Source organism: Hyphomicrobium sp. CS1BSMeth3 (assembly GCF_900117415.1).
GTDB lineage: Bacteria > Pseudomonadota > Alphaproteobacteria > Rhizobiales > Hyphomicrobiaceae.
On record NZ_FPEI01000006.1, the window covers coordinates 2,494,157 to 2,511,909 of the forward strand.

The 17,753-nt window shown below is 63.4% G+C and carries 11 protein-coding genes; 7 read left to right on the forward strand and 4 right to left on the reverse strand.

Features of this window, described 5'->3' with window-relative positions; translation table 11 throughout:
* Window positions 1-113 precede the first annotated feature (113 nt).
* The 5 genes from CS1BSM3_RS26570 to CS1BSM3_RS26590 all read left to right on the forward strand — a co-directional run bounded on the left by CS1BSM3_RS26570 (window position 114) and on the right by CS1BSM3_RS26590 (window position 9,763).
* The gene (locus CS1BSM3_RS26570; protein ID WP_072393211.1) at window positions 114-1,598 is read left to right on the forward strand and encodes an efflux transporter outer membrane subunit; all 1,485 of its coding nucleotides are present in this window, start codon (window positions 114-116) and stop codon (window positions 1,596-1,598) included.
* Window positions 1,599-1,609: 11 nt separating this feature from the next.
* A complete protein-coding gene (locus tag CS1BSM3_RS26575) occupies window positions 1,610-2,848 on the forward strand; it encodes an efflux RND transporter periplasmic adaptor subunit (protein WP_072393214.1) in 1,239 nt (412 codons plus the stop codon).
* 27 nt (window positions 2,849-2,875) lie between these two features.
* On the forward strand, window positions 2,876-6,046 hold the full coding sequence (locus CS1BSM3_RS26580) for an efflux RND transporter permease subunit (protein WP_072393217.1): 3,171 nt from the start codon (window positions 2,876-2,878) through the stop codon (window positions 6,044-6,046).
* A 671-nt stretch (window positions 6,047-6,717) separates the two neighbouring features.
* Window positions 6,718-7,908, forward strand: a complete 1,191-nt coding sequence (locus CS1BSM3_RS26585; RefSeq protein WP_072393220.1) for a carbohydrate porin — start codon at window positions 6,718-6,720, stop codon at window positions 7,906-7,908.
* A 130-nt stretch (window positions 7,909-8,038) separates the two neighbouring features.
* Window positions 8,039-9,763, forward strand: coding sequence for an ABC transporter substrate-binding protein (locus CS1BSM3_RS26590; protein ID WP_072393223.1), 1,725 nt, complete (start codon window positions 8,039-8,041; stop codon window positions 9,761-9,763).
* An 85-nt stretch (window positions 9,764-9,848) separates the two neighbouring features.
* Here CS1BSM3_RS26590 and ybaK read toward each other — a convergent pair whose 3' ends face one another.
* The gene (gene ybaK / locus CS1BSM3_RS26595) at window positions 9,849-10,337 is read right to left on the reverse strand and encodes a Cys-tRNA(Pro) deacylase (RefSeq protein ID WP_072393226.1); all 489 of its coding nucleotides are present in this window, start codon (window positions 10,335-10,337) and stop codon (window positions 9,849-9,851) included.
* 228 nt (window positions 10,338-10,565) lie between these two features.
* Here ybaK and CS1BSM3_RS26600 point away from each other — a divergent pair, with 228 nt between their 5' ends.
* Window positions 10,566-11,114, forward strand: a complete 549-nt coding sequence (locus tag CS1BSM3_RS26600; protein ID WP_072393229.1) for an SCO family protein — start codon at window positions 10,566-10,568, stop codon at window positions 11,112-11,114.
* 561 nt (window positions 11,115-11,675) lie between these two features.
* Window positions 11,676-13,919 (forward strand): DUF3772 domain-containing protein, encoded by a 2,244-nt coding sequence (locus CS1BSM3_RS26605; protein WP_143149369.1) that lies wholly within the window; start codon window positions 11,676-11,678, stop codon window positions 13,917-13,919.
* A gap of 57 nt (window positions 13,920-13,976) precedes the next feature.
* Here the strand turns inward: CS1BSM3_RS26605 and ssuD are convergent, their stop codons facing one another.
* From ssuD to cysD, 3 genes are all read right to left on the reverse strand, one after another.
* Entirely contained in the window at window positions 13,977-15,164 is a 1,188-nt protein-coding gene (ssuD, locus tag CS1BSM3_RS26610; RefSeq protein ID WP_072393232.1) for an FMNH2-dependent alkanesulfonate monooxygenase, read from the reverse strand.
* Between the two features lie 134 nt (window positions 15,165-15,298).
* Window positions 15,299-16,846: a sulfate adenylyltransferase subunit 1 gene (locus CS1BSM3_RS26615; protein WP_072393235.1), complete on the reverse strand. Its 1,548-nt coding sequence runs from the start codon at window positions 16,844-16,846 to the stop codon at window positions 15,299-15,301.
* Entirely contained in the window at window positions 16,846-17,751 is a 906-nt protein-coding gene (cysD, locus tag CS1BSM3_RS26620) for a sulfate adenylyltransferase subunit CysD (RefSeq protein WP_072394654.1), read from the reverse strand. The genes CS1BSM3_RS26615 and cysD overlap by 1 nt, the downstream gene beginning before the upstream one ends.
* Between the last annotated feature and the right edge of the window lie 2 nt (window positions 17,752-17,753).

Sequence of the window (17,753 nt, forward strand, 5' to 3'; positions counted from 1 at the left end):
GGCAGAATTCCATGGGTTTCTCGGCATTCTATGCGGAGGGCGGGCGTGCGATTTGTCGGTACATTGGAAGCTGGTTGGGGGGGAGGCGCAGCATTTGCCTCTTGTTGGTGCCGATGCTGAAGGGCTGCACAGTCGGACCCGACTTCATTAGCCCGGGCTTTCCGGACGTGGGAAGCTATGTGTCGGGCGATCGCTCTTCCGGCCTTCCGCAAGGAGATCGCGTGCCCGGACAAAACGTCGTACGCGGCGCAGACATTTCGGCGCGCTGGTGGGGGCTTTTCCGCTCCGAGAACCTCAATCGCCTGGTAGAGGACGGCATCGCGCACAATGCCGATCTCCAGGCCGCTGCCGCCGCCGTGCGCGTAGCACAGGCCAATGCGCTGGCGCAGCGCAGCACCTTCTTCCCGGTGCTCACCGGAAACTTCGAGTCGACGCGGCAGAAGATTGCCAGCCGGTCCGTGACCACCGACGCCGCCTCCGGTTCCGACCTCTTCAGCCTGCACACCGCTCAGCTCACCGTCTCCTTCGTCCCCGACATATTCGGCGGCAAGCGGCGCCAGTTCGAGTCCGCGGATGCCCAGGCTGAAAGGGAAGGCTTCCGCCTCGAGGGCGTCTATCTGACGCTCACCTCCAACATTGCGCTCGCGGCCATCCAGGAAGCCTCGCTTCGCGGCCAGGTCGGTGTGACCAAGCGGATGATCGATCTCCAGATGGAGCTTCTGAAGATCCTGAAGCGCCAGCACGAGCTCGGGCAGCTCGGGCAGACCGAGATCGCCGCCCAGGAGACGGCCGTTGCGCAGACGCGGCTCCTACTGCCGCCGCTCGAACGCCAGCTCGCACAGCAGCGCCACCTGCTGGCCTTCCTGACCGGCCGTGTTCCGAGCGATGGCCCCTCGGAGACCTTCCAGCTTTCGTCCTTCCGCCTGCCGCGGCAGCTTCCGCTCAGCCTGCCGGCCGATCTCGTTCGTCACAGGCCCGACGTGAGAGTCGCCGAGGCCAACCTGCGCTCTGCAAATGCGGAGATCGGCGTCGCCATCGCCAACCGGCTGCCGCAGATCACGCTCTCCGGCAACGCGGGCAGCGTGGCCGAGTCGATTTCCCGGCTGTTCTCTCCCGGAACCACCTTCTGGATGATCGCCGGCAATGCGGCGCAGACCATATTCGACGGCGGCAATCTCAGATACCGCCAGCGCGCTGCAGAAGCGGCGACCGACCAGGCCGCCGCCGAGTATCGCAGCGTGGTGCTCGCTTCCTTCCAGAACGTGGCCGACGTGCTCAGGGCCCTGCAGGCCGACACCCGCGCCATGAGCGCCGCGACCGAGGCCGAGCGCGCGGCATCGCGCAATATCGATCTGGTTCGACAGCAGGTTCAGGAAGGGCAGGTCAGCGTGCCGCTCCTGCTCGTCGTACAGCAGGCATACCTGCAGGCGCAGCTTGCACGCGTGGAAGCGGAAGCCTCGCGGCTCGCCAACACCGTCGCGCTTTTCCAGGCGCTCGGTGGCGGCTGGTGGAACAGGCCGCCGCCGCCGGCCCCCGAAACGGTTAGCCATGACAACGAGCGCGCCATCAAGAAGGCCGCGCACGTAACGCGAGAGTAAAGCGCAGGAACATGTTGCATCGTCTGTACAAAGGTCTACGGACCTCGATTGTTGTCGTGATCGCCGCTTGCGGCGGCATGCTCGCTGCTGTGGTGCTGTCGAAGGTGTCGTGGTGGAACTCGATGCCGCCGGCCACGGCCTCCTCGCCGTCGACCGAAAAGGTCGATCCCAACAACGTGCGCGTCACTCCCGACCAGATGCACCAGCTCGAGCTCGTGAAGGTCGGCCTCTGCTCGTTCCGCCAGCAGAAGACGGCCATTGGCCAGATCGCCTTCAACGAGAACGCCAGCACCAACGTGTTCACGCCCTTCTCCGGTCGCGTCACGCGTCTCATGGCGCAGGTCGGCGATGAGGTGAAGCGCGGTGATCCTCTGTTCGAGATCGACAGCCCCGAGGTCGTGCAGGTGCAGACGGACCTCATCGCGGCACTGCACGCGCGCGACAAGGCCAACTCGCATCTCGACGTCATGCGCCGCCAGGCCGATCGCCAGCAGCGACTGTTCCGCGACAAGGCGACATCGCAGCGCGAGATGGAGCAGGCGCAGAACGATCTTGCGGCGGCCGAATCCGATTTCAAGACCGCATTGGGCGCACTCACCGCGGCACGGCACCGCCTGCGCGTGATCATAGGCCGCGATCAGGACGAGGTAGATCGCCTCGAGCGCGAGCGCATCATCAATCCGCTGCTGGCCGTCAACGCGCCAATCGGTGGGACCGTCACTGCGCGACGTATCGGCCCCGGGCAGTTCGTCAAGACCGATGCCTCCGAGGCGCACTTCTCGATTTCCGACCTTTCCACCATGTGGCTGAAGGCCTACGTCGCGGAAGGCGACATCCCGAACGTGAGAGTCGGCCAGGAGATCGACGTACGCATCCTCGCTCTTCCTGACCGTCGGGTGCACGCGCGGATCGACGCCATCGGAGCAGCCTCCGATCCCACGACGCGCCGGGTCATGGTGCGCTCCGAGATTCCAAACCCTGACGGGCTGCTGCGCGCAGAGATGTTCGCGACGTTCAAGATCTCTGTCGGGAATGTCGAGGCGACGACGGCCGTCCCAACGGACGCCATCATCCGCCGGGGCGAGGAGACGCGACTGTGGGTTGAGAAGGAACCGCAAGTGTTCCAGAGCCGTACCGTGAAGATTGGTGCCGAGCAGAACGGCTGTATCCAGATCCGTGACGGGCTCAACCAGGGAGAGACCGTGGTCGGCCGGGGCGCAATCTTTGTAGACAACGAGGGGCGCCACTAGGCCCCGGCTTACCTTTCCGGCTCATCCATGCTGTCCAAACTGATCGCTGCGTGTCTCGCTCGGCGGCCCCTGGTCGTCTTGCTGTTTGCTGCCTTTGTCGGCCTCGGCTACGCGTCGTACCGCACACTCAATATCGAAGCCTATCCCGATCCAACGCCGCCCATCATCGAGATCATCGCGCAGTGGCCGGGGCAGTCGCCCGAAGAGGTCGAGCGCTACGTGACGATCCCGCTCGAGCTCGCGGTGATGAGCACGCCGGGGCTGAAATTCGTTCGCTCGAACAGCGTCTACGGTCTCGGCTTCCTGCGTCTGCAGTTCGAATATGGCCGCGACTATCACTTCGTGCGGCAACAGGCTCTCAATCGCATCAAGGACGCCACGCTGCCGACCGGCGTCGAGCCCACGATCTCGCCTGCGGGAGGCATCAGCGAGATCTTTCGCTACGAGCTGAAGGGCCCGCCCGGCACCGATGTCATGCAGCTCAAGACGCTGCAGGACTGGGTCGTCGAGCGCAAGTTCCGCACCGTGCCGGGCGTCATCGACGTCGTGGTCCTCGGCGGAAAAACCCGAGAGTACAGCGTCGAGCTCGACCTCAACCGCATGATGGCCTACGGGCTCACACTCCCGCAGGTCGTGACCGCCCTTTCCTCGAGCAATGCCAACGTCGGCGGCCGCACCATTTCCCTCGGCGCCCAGTCGGTGAACGTGCGCGGCCTGGGTGCGATCGGCTCGCTCGACGACATTCGCAACACGGTGCTGACGCAGCAGGGCGGCGTACCTGTGCTCGTCTCCGACATCGCGAAGGTCGAGATCGGATACGCGCCGCGCATCGGCATTGCCGGCCGCGACGGCGACTCCGATGTCGTGACCGGCATCGTGCTGATGCAGAAGTTCGAGCGAACCAATGAGGTGGTGACGCGCGTTCGCGCCATGGCGGAAAAGATCAACCGCGATGGCGTCCTGCCGGCCGGCATCAAGGTCGTCCCCTTCTATGACCGCGGCGACCTGATCGCCGTGACCGTCGACACCGTCGTGCACAACCTGCTGTTCGGCGTCGCGCTGATCTTCGTGATCCAGTGGGTGTTTCTCGGCAACCTGCGATGCGCGCTGATCGTTGCCGCGACCATACCCGTCGCGCTCTTCCTCGCCGTGATGATCACGGTCTTACGAGGGGAATCCGCCAACCTTCTGTCCATCGGCGCCATCGACCTCGGCATCATCGTCGATGCGACCGTCATCATGGTGGAGAACATCTACCGCCATCTCGCGCACTACGATCCGCACGATACGAGCGACCGACGAAGTGTTCTCAGCGAGAAGCTGCAGCGGATCGTGGCGGCCGCGGTCGAAGTGGACAAGCCGATCTTCTTCTCGGTGCTGATCACGATCGCGGCGTTCCTCCCGCTGTTCACCATGCAGGGCGTGGAGGGGCAGATCTTTGGCCCGATGGCGCGCACCTATGCCTACGCGCTGATCGGTGCCGTCATCGCGACCTTTACCGTGACGCCCGTGATGGCCTCGCTGCTCCTTCCCGACAAGGTCAGCGAGATCGAAACGCTTGCCGTGCGCAAGCTGCGAGCGGTCTACGAGTTCGTGCTGCATCGGGCCGTCCGCCATTACGCTCTCTCGGCCTCGATTGCGCTCGCCATGCTGGTCGGTGTTGGCGTGCTGGGCTCGCGCCTTGGCACGGAATTCCTCCCCAAGCTGGAGGAAGGCAACATGTGGATCCGCGCGTCGCTGCCTCCCACGATCTCGCTGGAGGCAGGCGGCGACGTGGTGGCTGGCGTACGCCGCGTGATCGGAAGCTATCCGCAGGTGAAGACGGTGTTCTCGCAGCAGGGACGCGGCGAGGACGGCACTGACCCGACAGGCTTCTTCAATGCTGAATTCTTCGTGCCGCTCAAGCCGTTCGATCAATGGCCGAAGGGCTCGACCAAGGAGCAGTTGGTCAAGGAGCTGAGCGAGCGGCTGAACCGCGAATTCGTCGGCGTCGACTTCAACTTCTCGCAGTACATCCAGGACAACATCGAGGAAGCGCTGTCCGGCGTGAAGGGCGAGAACTCGGTCAAGATCTTCGGCCCCGACCTCGAAGTGCTCCAGCGGCTCGCGAAAGCAGTCGAGGGTGAGCTGAGCCGCATTCCGGGTGTCCGCGACCCAGCCGCCTTCAACCTGCTCGGCCAGCCGAACCTCATCATCCGCGTCGACCGCGCCGCGGCCGCGCGCTACGGCTTCTCCGCCGGCGACATCAATTCTGTCGTGCAAGCGGCGATCGGTGGGCAGGAGGTGACCCGCGTCTACGAAGGCGAAATGAATTTCGCCCTGACGGTCAGGCTCGCACCTGAATACCGCCTCAACGTCGATGCCATACGGTCGATCCCCGTAGCACTCCCGAGTGGCGACTCGCGCGCATTGCCTGCCTACATTCGGCTCGGCGACCTCGGCGAGGTTCGGCTCGTCCCCGGCGCCGCCTACATCTATCGCGAGAACACGCAGCGCTTCGTGCCGATCAAGTACAGCGTCCGCGATCGCGATCTCGGCTCGACGGTGACGGAAGCTCAAAAGCTCATCGCCGAGAAGATCCCGCTCCCGCCCGGATACTATCTTGAGTGGTCCGGTGAGTTCGGCGCCCTGCAGGAGGCCAAGCAGCGGCTCGCCATCATCATTCCGCTCAGCCTCATGCTGATCCTGATGCTGCTGTACAGCCTGTTCAACTCTTTGCGTGACAGCCTGTTGGCGCTTTCGGGCATCCCGTTTGCGGTGGCTGGCGGCATTGTCGGCCTCTACTTCACCGGCCAGTATCTGAGCGTGTCGGCGGCGGTCGGCTTCATATCGCTGTTCGGCGTGTCGGCCATGGATGGGATCCTGCTCGTCTCCTACATCCGCAGCAATCTCGAACGGGGACTCGGCACCGTGCCGGCCGTCATCGAGGCCGGCCAGACCCGCATGCGGCAGATCTTCATGACGGCATTGTCCGCCTGCATTGGTCTCGTGCCGGCGGCCTTCTCGACCGGCATTGGATCGGAAGTGCAGAAGCCGCTCGCAGTGGTGATCGTCGCAGGCATGCTGGTCTCACCTATCTTCAGCCTCTTGATGATCCCGGTCCTCTCGCGGATGTTCATGCCGTGGGTGCCCGGCCCCACCAGCGGAGAGGAACCGCCGGCGGATGCCGTTCCCGTCGCCGAGCCGCACGCGACCTGACGGCACGCGGCCGAAGCCGGATCACTGTCGCAACGCCTTCGTAAGCCTGAGATAGCCTGTGCTGCCGCAGGCTGCACAGGCTTTCGCTAGTTGCGGAAGGGCATGACGAGTATCGGCACCGCTTTTGGGCTGCGCCGAGTGTCCCGAAGCCGAAGTTCCGCATCGAAAGGGGCACCAGAACCATGGTCTTGCTGGTGTGATTCAGCTCGAGGAATTCGCTCGATACCGTGCCGTGAGATGGAGCGAATTTCTCGATCATCCCTCTGGTGAATCACGGTACACATTGGGCAGAGGGCTCGATTGCCGCGGGTGCCTTTCACGGCCCGCGTCTCGCATTGTTGCTCGAATGCTGCACATGGGATTCACCAGTCATCGATCTGCGCACACCTCTCTTGCTATTGCGAATGATTTGCAATTAGATCCCAGCTGCGTGGATCGCAGACACATCGTCTGCGCGGCAGATCAATGAAGGGCAGGTGAATGCGCGAGTTCGAGAACCAGCTTCTGAAGCGCGCGTCGCGCTGGCGCGCAGGGCCTCTCTTTGGCGCCACCCCCTTCTTCTCTCTTCAGTCGTCAGCCCTCATGCCCAGGAGAGCGCGCGTCAGCAACACACCGGGGATCTCGCAAGTTTCGTTGCAGAGGCCAATGCGGTTCGCGATCGCTTCAAGGCGATGGGCATCGAGTACGGCTTCGTCTACACGAGCGAAGTTCTCGGCAACGTTTCCGGCGGATTGCGCAGAGGTGCGATCTACGACGGGAAGCTGGATACGACATTCCAGGCTGACCTCGGCAAGCTCGCCGGCTGGGAAGGACTGACCTTCTACGCGAACGTCTTCCAGTTGCACGGAACGGGGCGCCTCAAGGCCGAATATACCGGCGCCATCAATACGAACAGCAACATCGAAGCCCTGCAGACGACGCGCCTTTCCGAGCTCTGGCTGGAGCAGAAGTTTGCCGGCGGTGCGGCTTCCCTTCGTTTCGGGCAGCTCGCTGCAGACCAGGAATTCTTCTTCAGCGACTATGGGAATTTCTTCGTCAACAGCGACTGGCCGACTATCGCCGCTGAAAACTTGCCGAGCGGCGGGCCAGCCTATCCGCTCTCGACGCCCGGCGTGCGGCTCAAGATCCAGCCGAGCAAGGATGTTGCCTGGCTGCTGGCCGTATTCAACGGCGATCCCGCAGGTCCAGGACCGGGAGATCCGCAGAGGCGCAACCGCTATGGCCTGAACTTCCGCGTTCAGGATCCGCCGCTCATCGTCTCCGAAGTGCAGATCAGCCGGAACCAGGAGAAGACGAGCCCCGCGCTCGCCTCCGCGCTCAAGTTCGGCATATGGGGGCACGTGGGCCACTTCGACGACCAGCGCTTCGACGCGAACGGCGTCTCGCTCGCATCGCCCTCATCGACCGGATCACCTTTCCGCCATCGCGGGAACTACGGCATCTACGGAATCGTCGACCAGCAGCTCTATCGCCCGGCCGGAGGGGATGCGAGCAGCGGCCTCGTCGTCTTCACCCGTATCTCGGCGAGCCCGTCCGATCGCAATCTCGTCGACTTCTACGTCGAGAGCGGCACGATCGTGTCAGGCCTTGTTCCCGGGCGACCCGACGACAAGCTCGGAGCATCGGTCATCTACTCGCACATCTCGGACGTGACGCGGGCTCTGGCCGCGGACGAGGCTCGTCTCAGTGGCACGGAGAGTCTCTGGCACAGCTACGAGGCGACCCTCGAGGTCAGCTATCAGGCCCAGCTCCGCGAAGGCTGGGTCGTCCAGCCCTTGTTTCAGTACGTCTGGCACCCCGCTGCAGTACCGGGCACGCCGAATGCGACCGTCGTCGGCATAAGAAGCGTCATCACCTATTGAGGGCACTGGCGCGGGCCTTCGGACTTGAGGCTCAAGGCTCGCGACCTCACCCCCGTCTCGCCGCTCCAGATGTAAGGGGGAAGTAACACTATCTCCGGTAGAATGGGACCAAACCATTCACGGGAGAAACATGACGGCCATCGGAACGCGGGCCTTCATCCGGGCCCTTTGCACAATCGTCGCTGCACACCTCACCGTTCTTCTGCCCCCATCCCGCACCGAGGCGTCCGATAAGTTGCGCTTGCAGCTCATGTGGACACACCAAGCGCAGTTCGCCGGCATCTATGTCGCCGTGAGCAAGGGCTACTATGCCCGCGAGGGCATCGACCTCGAGATCATTGAAGGTGGCCCAGGCATCGCGCCGATCGAACGGCTGCGCACCGGCGATGCCGACGTCGCGCTCGCATGGCTTCCTGCTGCACTGGCCGCGCGCCTGCGAGGCCATGACGTCGTCAACATCGCGCAGATCTTCCGGCATCCCGGCATTGCGATCGTTTGCCGGCGCGGCCCCGGCCTTCAGAGCCCCGCAGATGTTTCTGACAAGACGATCGGCGTCTGGAATACTGGCGACGAGCTCCAGGTTCGTTACTGGCTGCGGACGTTGGGCATCTCCAGTGACAGCGTCAGGATCGTTCAGCAGCGATCGGACGCCCTCGATCTGATCGAGCGCCGCGTCGATTGCGCAACGGCGATGATGTACAATGAGTACTGGTCGATCCTGCAGTCGGGCCTCTCGCCCGGTGAGTTGTTCCACGTGCGCTTCGCCGACAGCCAGCAAGGTTTTCTGGACGACGGCATCTACGTCAATGCAGAGACCCTGCAGGACAAGCGACGCCACCAGGCCCTCGTACGCTTTCTACGTGCGACCCTTGCCGGATGGCAGTACGCGCGCGAGAACCCGGAGGAGGCGCTCGCGATCACCATGGCGAGCGCGCCAGGCGTCGATGCTGCGCACCAGCGGCGCATGCTCCAGTCGGTCCTCCAGCTCATCGGCAACGATAGGAATGCTGGCCTGCTCGAGCTTTCTTCGTATTGGAGCGGCGTCGGCGTCATGGCGAGCGAGGGCGCAAAGGGGCAGGACATGCAAAGAGCTGCGCACGCCGGCTGGACCCACTCGATCTGGCGCGCGACGAAACCCGCGGGTGGCGATCCCTTCGCACTTTCCCAATCCACCCGGCACTATCTGACAGAGACGGTGCGCAGCCGCTGGTTCTACGTGCTGGACCTCGCGGGCACGGTAGCCTTCGGCATCGCGGGTTTCATGCGCGCCGAGCAACGGCGGTACAATTTGTGGGGTGCGCTCATCTTGACGCTTCTGCCGGCGGTCGGCGGCGGCACGTTGCGCGATTTGCTTGTCGGCGGAGACCGCCACCCGCCCTTCATGTTCAAGGACCCGACCTACCTCTATCTGGTCCTCGCCATCGTGGCCCTCGGCGCGTGGCTTGCCCGTATTCTTCCCGAGGGTGCCGTCGGCTCGCGCACATTCGAGCGAAGTCTCACATTCTTCGACACCGTAGGCATGGCCACATTCACAGTCATCGGCGCGCAGGTTGCGCTGATTGCCGGGCTTCATTGGTTCTGGGTGCCGTTCTGTGCGGCCCTGACATGTGCCGGCGGCAGCATGCTCCTCGATGTCGTGACAGGGCGCGAGCCACGAACTTTTCAGGGCGAGCCGTATGAGGAAATTGCCGTACTCGGCGGTCTCATGCTGCTCCTCGGCCTTTGGCTCGCCAACAAGTTCGAGCACTCGCAGGCACTAGTCGCCGCAGTTATTCTCGCAACGATGGCGAGCGTCTTCGTGCTGCGGCTGTGCGTCGTGAAGTACCGGCTGCGGTCCTACAGGCTGCGCGGATAGGCACCGCCGCACTACGAGCGCCGGGCGCCTATTGGAGCCCAGCTTAAATCGCAGCCCCGCGCTCCCTGAACCGCCCGCTAGCGCATCAGCGCGCCTTGAGATCGGCGACCAGCGGCGCAGCGATTGCCTCCAAGGCTTCCTGCGCGTCGAGCGGAGAGAGGCGGACCTGTAATCCCCGCTGGCCGCCATTCATGTAGACTAGCTCATGCTCCAGCGCCTCGATCTCGATCGCTGCCGGCGTCTTTCGCTTCTGACCAAATGGACTGATGCCGCCAACCTTGTACCCCGTCATCCGTTCAGCATCCGCGGGCTTCATCATCTGCGCCGACTTTCCGTCGAGAACCGCGGCGAGCTTCTTCATCGAGACCTCGCGATCCGAGGGCACGATGACGCAAACGGGCTTGCCATCGACGAGCGCCATCAGCGTCTTCAGCACGCGCTCGGGCGGCTCACCCAGCGCTTCGGCAGCCTGAAGCCCGATGTGCTCTGCTTCAGGATCGTACTCGTAGCTGTGAACGGTGAAATTCAACCCGGCCTTCTCGAGCATCTCCGTTGCACGTGTTTTCTTGGACATGACCAACTCCGAAAGCCGATGTCGCGCCGCGGGCCACTGTTCAATTGGGCGACGATCAGGAGCTTCATGCACGCTCAGTCTGGACAGATCCACTTCAAATATCGAACATGGCACGTCCGAAATCGAAGGAAGTCCTCCATGCTCATGAGGACAGGACACTCTCGACGTCAGCCGCTCCATCGTCCGGGCCCGACGTCGTCGCGTTCGCCAACCCGGCATCTTGCGTGGATGGCCTTTCGTCTGCTGACGCTACTTCTGATCGCAAGCTCGCCTGCTGCGGCACAAGATCTGACGCGCGCTCAGCGTCTCGAAGCGCTGACGGATCAATTCGGAATGCCATTTTCCGCCGCGAGCCTCGCGGGCCGACCTTACGCGCTCTTCTTTGGCTTCACGCACTGCCCCGACATTTGCCCGACCACGCTGCTGCAGATGTCGAACGTCCTGCTGCACCTTGGGGCTGATGCGGATCGCGTCGCCGTCCTATTCGTGACAGTCGATCCCGAGCGAGACACGCCGGACCAGCTCAGGAGCTATCTCACCTCATTCGATCCGAGGATCCGAGGTCTCACGGGCACGCCCACCCAGATCAGAGCCGTCGCGGCCGCTTGGAAGGCTGCCTACGATCGGATCGATGAAGGAAACGGCACCTATACGATTGCTCATTCGGCGCACGTTTATCTCATGGACCGCTCGGGTGAGCAGCAGGACACAATCAATTTTCAGGAGGACGAAGTCGCACAGCTCACGAAACTCAGACGGTTGCTCGCGTCCCCGTAAGCGCTCCCGCCGCACTGCTCCGGCAAGAAACTTGGCCCGAAATGACCATGCGACTTCAGACCGCACGAGCACAAAGGCAGCCCAAGGCTTGCTGGCAGTAGTCGACCGTTCAGGCACGGCTTCACCGCCACGAGAGCCGTTGATCCACGGACGGTCAGGCTCAATTCCGCCCAACAGCCCCCATACTCACGCTAAGGCGTATTGACTAGTTTCAGCCCTGCACGATACCAAGCGCGGCCACGCTGCGTTCGGAACTATAAGCACCGCTGCCCCCTGCCCACCCGATCAATCGAAATTGCCCATCGCCACATGGTGCCCAAGTCGTGCCAGGTTCGTCGGCATTCTCGGGCGAAGGGAAGGTAGAGTTCGCTGACCATGGCTCGTCGCACGTACATAGCTTTCGTAGTCGCACTTCTAGCCGCGCTTTCTTTCGGGGCTTCAGCGCAGCAGTCACCGCCGGCGACACCTCCCGTCGCCGCAGCCCCGCCGGTCGCCGCAGCTCCGCCTGCTGCCTCACCGCCAGCCGCGCCCTCCCCTGCAACCCCGTTGCTGCCATCCGAGGTGACAACGCCAGTCGAGCGCCTGGTCAAAGGCATCGAGTCCGCTGAGAAGTCGATACAGCAGCTCAAGGAGCTGGAAAGCGAGCTCCAGCGCCTGCGCACCGATGTCGAGGAGATCATCTACGACTCGACGGCCACAGCCGAGACGCTCAGACCAAAGCTCACCGAAGTCAAAAGCCAGATCGAGCGGCTAGGTCCGGCGCCGAAAGATCAGCCGGAGGCCCCCGCGATTGCAGCGGAACGCGCGCGCCTCAATACGATCGCCGCGGCCCTCGATGGCGCTGTCAAGAGCGTCGAGCTCACGTGGGTGCGTGGCAAGCAGATGATCGACCGCATTACGGTCATGCGGTATCAGATCTTTTCCCGCAACTTGTTCGAGCGGCGCGCGAGCCCGCTCCTGCCGTCCCTCTGGCACGACGTTTACGAGCGCCTGCCGAGCATCACCGGTCGCGCCCAGTACTACGGCGCACACTGGTTCGAGCGTAGCAGCCGGCAATGGCTCGCGCTGATCTGCGTCATCGCAGGCACGCTCGTCGCGGCATTTCTGATCGGTCGCGTCGTCGATCATTGGATCGAGAAGAAGCGCGCAGGCTTCGAGGGCATTCCAAGCTTTTTCGATCGTATCAACCAAGCGGCAATCGTGGCGCCGGCCCGCATGCTAGGGCCGATGATCGCCGCAGCGATCCTCTACGCCGGCTTCGACAGCCTCGACATGTTCTTTTCGCCGTGGGAGCGCCTGTCCGAAACGGTGCTCTGGGGCGTCTTGATCTACATTGCCGGGTCCGGCATGGCGCGCGTCGCCCTCGCGCCGCGCCATCCGGAATGGCGGCTTATCCCCGTTGACGACGATACGGCTTCGTTCATTCTCACCATCGTGAAGGCGATACTCGGCGTCTATATCCTCGACACGGTGCTCGTCGAGTTCGGTCGCGCGATCTATGTTCCACTTGCCGTTACGGTGGCCCAGGGCTTCATAACGAACCTGCTGACCGCCGGACTATTGGCGCTGCTGGCTCTCAAGCCTTTCGTGGCCCAGACCGGTCCCTTGCGTGTCGTCAATCATCTGGACAGGGTCGACGCCAATGCCGGCAAGCGCCTTGCACCTCTCTCGATCAAGCTCCCCATCCTGGCCCTCGCGATCTTCATCGCTGGAAGCTCCACGGTCGGCTATGTCGCGCTCGGGCGCTACGTCGCTCAGCAGATCGTTCTGACCGGGACGGTTCTCGCCATCGCAGGCCTGATCTACCTCGGTGTCCGCGCCCTCACGCGACGCAGAGAGGGCGCGAACAGCGCCGTGGGCGCGTTCCTCGAGAGCCGCTTCGGCATCGAGCGCACACGTCAGTCTCAGATCGTCAAGCTGTGCGAGGCTGCGGTACTGCTGGCCCTCCTCTTTGCCGCGCTGCCGCTTCTCATGATGCAATGGGGCTTTTCCGGCGCAGATATACGCGACTGGGCAAAAGCGCTGTTCTTCGGCTTCGAGATCGGGCAGTTCCGCATTTCATTGATACGGATCCTGATCGGCATCATCCTTTTCATTGCCCTGCTGTTTCTGACCCGTATCACTCAACGCTGGCTGCGTGAGCACGTTCTCGCGCAGGATCGGATGGACGCCGGCGTCGCGAACTCGGTTGACTTGGCTGTCGGCTATGTGGGCGTCAGCGTCGCCGTGCTCATGGCCGTCTCCTACGCCGGCCTCGACGTGACAAATCTTGCGATTGTCGCCGGTGCCCTCTCGGTTGGTATTGGTTTCGGCCTGCAGTCGGTCGTGAACAATTTCGTTTCGGGCCTCATTCTCCTCGCCGAGCGTCCGATCAAGGTCGGCGATTGGATCGTGGTGGGAGATCAGCAGGGGAACGTACGCCGGATCTCCGTCCGTTCGACAGAAATCGAGACGTTCGATCGGGCCAGTCTCATCGTTCCGAACTCCGAGCTCATCTCCGGGCGCGTCCTCAACTGGACGCACCGCAACATGCTCGGTCGTGTCGTGATCAAGGTCAGCACCGACATGAAGGCCAGTCCCAAAGCCGTGATCGAGATCCTGGAGCAGGTTGCGCGTCGCCAACCCAACGTTCAGGAAAAGCCACCGCCGCTCGCGGTCCTGGAGACGTTCACGCCCGACAGTCTGATGTTCTCGCTGAGCTTCACGCTCTCCAACGTCAATGCCGGCGGGCGTGTGAAGTCGGAGCTTCACATCGCCATCCTCGATGCATTCCGAGAGGCAGGCATCTACGCAACTCTGCACTAGATGCCCTCGGCGTACAGCGCTCGATCGACATTGCCGGGATAGTCGATATCGAACCCGTCAACTGGCAGCCTGTTGGCTTCCGCCGACTGCTGCGGGTGCGCGATCGTTTGCAACGATCTCGCCGATCGGTCCGGCGCGGCCCAGGCGATCGACCGACAGCTCGACGCCTTCGCGCGGCACGAGCGGGAAGACCAGCTCGGCGAAGCGATAGGCCTCCTCAAGATGCGGGTAGCCCGACAGTATGAAGGTATCGATGCCGAGAGCCATGTACTCCTTGATGCGGTCGGCAACCTCCTGCGGATTGCCGACAAGCGCGGTGCCGGCACCTCCCCGCACGAGCCCCACACCCGCCCACAGATTTGGGCTCACGACGAGCTTGTCACGCTTTCCACCATGCAGTGCGCGCATCCGCTGCTGGCCAACGGAGTCCATGCGCTGGAAGGTCTCCTGTGCCGCCGCGATCGTCTTGTCGTCGAGGTGCTGAATAAGCTCATCGGCCGCGCGCCACGCGGCCTCGCTCGTCTCGCGCACGATGACGTGCAGTCGAATGCCGAACGTGAAGCGCCGCCCACGAGCCGCAGCCACGATCGCAGCGCGCTCGATCTTCTCCGCGACCTGTGCGGGAGGCTCGCCCCAGGTCAGATACTTGTCGACAGTTTCGGCAGCGACGGCGATGCCGGCGTCGGAGGAGCCACCGAAGTAGAGAGGCGGATGAGGGCTCTGCACCGGCGGAAAGAGAAGGCGCCCGTCCTCCATGCGAATATGCCGGCCGGTGAAATTGACAGTCTCGCCGCTGAGGAGCTGCTTGTAGACAGTCAGGAACTCGTGCGTGACGGCATAGCGCTCGTCATGTGGGAGGAAGACGCCATCGCCCTTGTTCTCCACGGGATCGCCACCCGTGACCACATTGATGAGCAGGCGACCCTGCAGTGTGCGGTCAAGCGTCGCCGTCATGCGTGCGGCGACGGTCGGTGACTGCAGCCCAGGTCGAACAGCAACGAGAAATCGCAATTGCTCAGTCAGGTGCGCGAGCGAGGACGCCACGATCCACGAGTCCTCGCAACTCCGCCCGGTCGGAAGCAGCACCCCGAAGTAGCCGAGCTCATCAGCCGCTTGTGCGATCTGGCGCAAATAAGCCGGACTCGAGGCGCGACCGCCAATTGGTGTGCCGAGATAGCGGCCATCACCATGTGTTGGCAGAAACCAGAGAATGTTTGCGCGCTGTGCCGGCGTCGACGAAGTCATGTCTCTCTCTCCGTCACGTGCCATCTGTGCAGCACTCAGCGATCCGTCTGCACGTGTCGGAGCTTGCGCCTCTCGTTCGCGTTGCGGAACGTCGAATATCTTCGTTGCTTATGCCGAAGAGCGAAGTTGTGGGTTCATCCGGGGTGCGCGCTCGGCTGCAAGTAGGCCCCGTTCATCTCTTCGTCGTTCGCCTCGAGTGCCGCATCCACGCCGGCAGCCTTGAGGACTTTCAGCAACGCGATCGCGCGGCGGCGAAACTCCGCCGACGTCGGCTCCACGCCGGCACAGACACCTTCGGCGAGCATTGCCGTCGTCAGGCGAAAGCCGACCTCCTCCTGGCCAGCAGCCTCGTGCAGTGCGACGGCCGTGCCGCCGGCGACCGTCGCTCCCGTGAGCGCGTCCACGAGGACGAGCGCGCCAGTCCCCTTGTGATCGGCGAAGCGATCGAGAGCGACCGGGCGCCGCAGCGTGATCGCAGCCAGAACGACGTCATTGTGCACGCAGTCGGAAGCCTCGATCTCGGTGAGTGTCTCCAGATCGAGCCGCGCGGACACGCGAACCGATGAAACGGGAACGAGGTCCGTCGCACTGCGCAGGAATAGGCGGCGCTGAAGATCGAACGGCGTCTCCGACATCCAGACGAGCCGCGCGTCGAGGCGCTTGGTGCGAATGGCGGGATCGTCGGGCGTCGCCAGGATGGCACCGCGCGCAATATCGAGATCCGCATCGAGTTGGAGGACGACAGCCTGGCCGCAGTGCGCGGCTTCGAGATCGCCATCCATCGTCGCGATGCGGCGGACGGCAGCACGACGTCCGCTGGTGGTATCGATAACCGTCTGGCCCACCGCAATCGAGCCCGAAGTCACCGTTCCGGCGAGTCCGCGGAAATCGGGTGGACGCCGCACGACGAGCTGCACGGGCATCCGGAAGGAAGCTGCCTCGACACTGCCGCGCGGCGGCGTCCGGTTGAGCTGCTCGATCAACGTCGGGCCTTCGTACCAGGTCATCGTCGAGGAGGATCGCGCGACATTGTCGCCTGTTGTCGCAACGACCGGGATGGCCGCGGCTTCCTCGAACGCGAACCGCGCCGTCAACGAACGGAAGTCAGCCTCTATCTCTCGGAACCTCGCTTCGTTGCCACCGACGAGATCCATCTTGTTGACCGCAAGGATCACGCGACGCACGCCGAGCAGACCGAGGATCGCAGCATGTCGGCGCGTCTGCGGCTTCACGCCATGGCGGGCATCGACGAGCATGATGGCAACATCGGCGTGCGATGCGCCGGTCGCCATGTTCCGTGTGTACTGCTCGTGGCCGGGACTATCGATGATGACATAGCGCCGCGCGCCGGCATCCACGTAGCGCCATGCAATGTCGATGGTGATGCCCTGCGCGCGCTCTGCCGCAAGGCCGTCGACGAGGCGGCTCAGGTCGATCCGCCCATCCGGCAGCAAAGTCTCGGCGACCGACGCGCGCGTATCCTCGGGAAGATCAGCGACGTCCCAAAGCAGGCGGCCGATCAGCGTCGATTTGCCATCATCCACGGAACCGCAGGTGAGAACGTGAACGATCGCTTGCGCGTTCTCATCACCTGTCGTGATTTCAGCGGACGAGCACAATAGCTCCTTGGCGGCCGCCCCCGTCGCCGGGTGGTCCGCGTCCTTCGCCAAAACTGCCCCCATCAGAAATAGCCTTCCTGCTTTTTCTTTTCCATGGCGCCCGCTTGATCGTGGTCGATCAGGCGGCCTTGCCTCTCGGATGTTCGCGCTGCGAGCGTCTCGGTGACGACAGAGAGAAGATCCGCAGCCTCGGATTCGATCGCCGCAGTCAGCGGCCAGCAACCAAGCGTTCGAAAGCGAACGCGTCGCGGCACGATCTTCTCGCCCTCTGCAAGCCGCATGCGATCATCATCGAGCACGAGCAGCATCCCATTGCGCTCGATGGTCGGACGGATCGCGGCCAAATAGAGCGGCACAACATCGAGCTTCTCGCGCAGCACGTAGCGCCACACGTCCCCCTCAGTCCAATTCGAAAGTGGAAAGACCCGCGCGCTCTCGCCCGTACCGAGACGGCCATTGAGCAGGTTCCACATCTCCGGGCGCTGGTGGCGCGGATCCCAGCGATGCTCTGCCGTGCGGAAGGAGAAGACACGTTCCTTGGCGCGGCTTGCTTCCTCGTCGCGTCGCGCCCCACCGAACGCCGCATCGAAACCATGGCGATCGAGCGCCTGGCGCAGCCCCTCGGTCTTCATCACGTCAGTATACAGCGACGGCGCGTAGTCGATCGGATTGATACCCTGCGCGCGGCCCGCCTCATTGACGTGCACGATCAAGTCGAGGCCGAGGTCGCGCGCCGTACGATCGCGGAAGGCGATCATGTCGCGAAACTTCCACGTCGTGTCGATGTGAAGCAGCGGAAATGGTATGCGCTGCGGAAAGAAGGCTTTGCGCGCCAGATGCAGGAGAACCGTGGAATCCTTGCCGATCGAATAGAGCAGCACCGGCTTGCGGAACTGCGCTGCGGCTTCGCGGAAGATATGAATGCTCTCGGCCTCGAGAACGTCGAGGCGGCTGATCGGTTTTGTCATGC

What these genes read in the sequence shown, in the direction of transcription:
- cysD (WP_072394654.1), bottom strand. Translation starts at nt 17,751, where the DNA reads ATGACAAAACCGATCAGCCGCCTCGACGTTCTCGAGGCCGAGAGCATT.
- ybaK (WP_072393226.1), bottom strand. Translation starts at nt 10,337, where the DNA reads ATGTCCAAGAAAACACGTGCAACGGAGATGCTCGAGAAGGCCGGGTTG.
- CS1BSM3_RS26600 (WP_072393229.1), top strand. Translation starts at nt 10,566, where the DNA reads ATGGCCTTTCGTCTGCTGACGCTACTTCTGATCGCAAGCTCGCCTGCT.
- ssuD (WP_072393232.1), bottom strand. Translation starts at nt 15,164, where the DNA reads ATGACTTCGTCGACGCCGGCACAGCGCGCAAACATTCTCTGGTTTCTG.
- CS1BSM3_RS26575 (WP_072393214.1), top strand. Translation starts at nt 1,610, where the DNA reads ATGTTGCATCGTCTGTACAAAGGTCTACGGACCTCGATTGTTGTCGTG.
- CS1BSM3_RS26580 (WP_072393217.1), top strand. Translation starts at nt 2,876, where the DNA reads ATGCTGTCCAAACTGATCGCTGCGTGTCTCGCTCGGCGGCCCCTGGTC.
- CS1BSM3_RS26570 (WP_072393211.1), top strand. Translation starts at nt 114, where the DNA reads ATGCTGAAGGGCTGCACAGTCGGACCCGACTTCATTAGCCCGGGCTTT.
- CS1BSM3_RS26585 (WP_072393220.1), top strand. Translation starts at nt 6,718, where the DNA reads ATGGGCATCGAGTACGGCTTCGTCTACACGAGCGAAGTTCTCGGCAAC.
- CS1BSM3_RS26590 (WP_072393223.1), top strand. Translation starts at nt 8,039, where the DNA reads ATGACGGCCATCGGAACGCGGGCCTTCATCCGGGCCCTTTGCACAATC.
- CS1BSM3_RS26615 (WP_072393235.1), bottom strand. Translation starts at nt 16,846, where the DNA reads ATGGGGGCAGTTTTGGCGAAGGACGCGGACCACCCGGCGACGGGGGCG.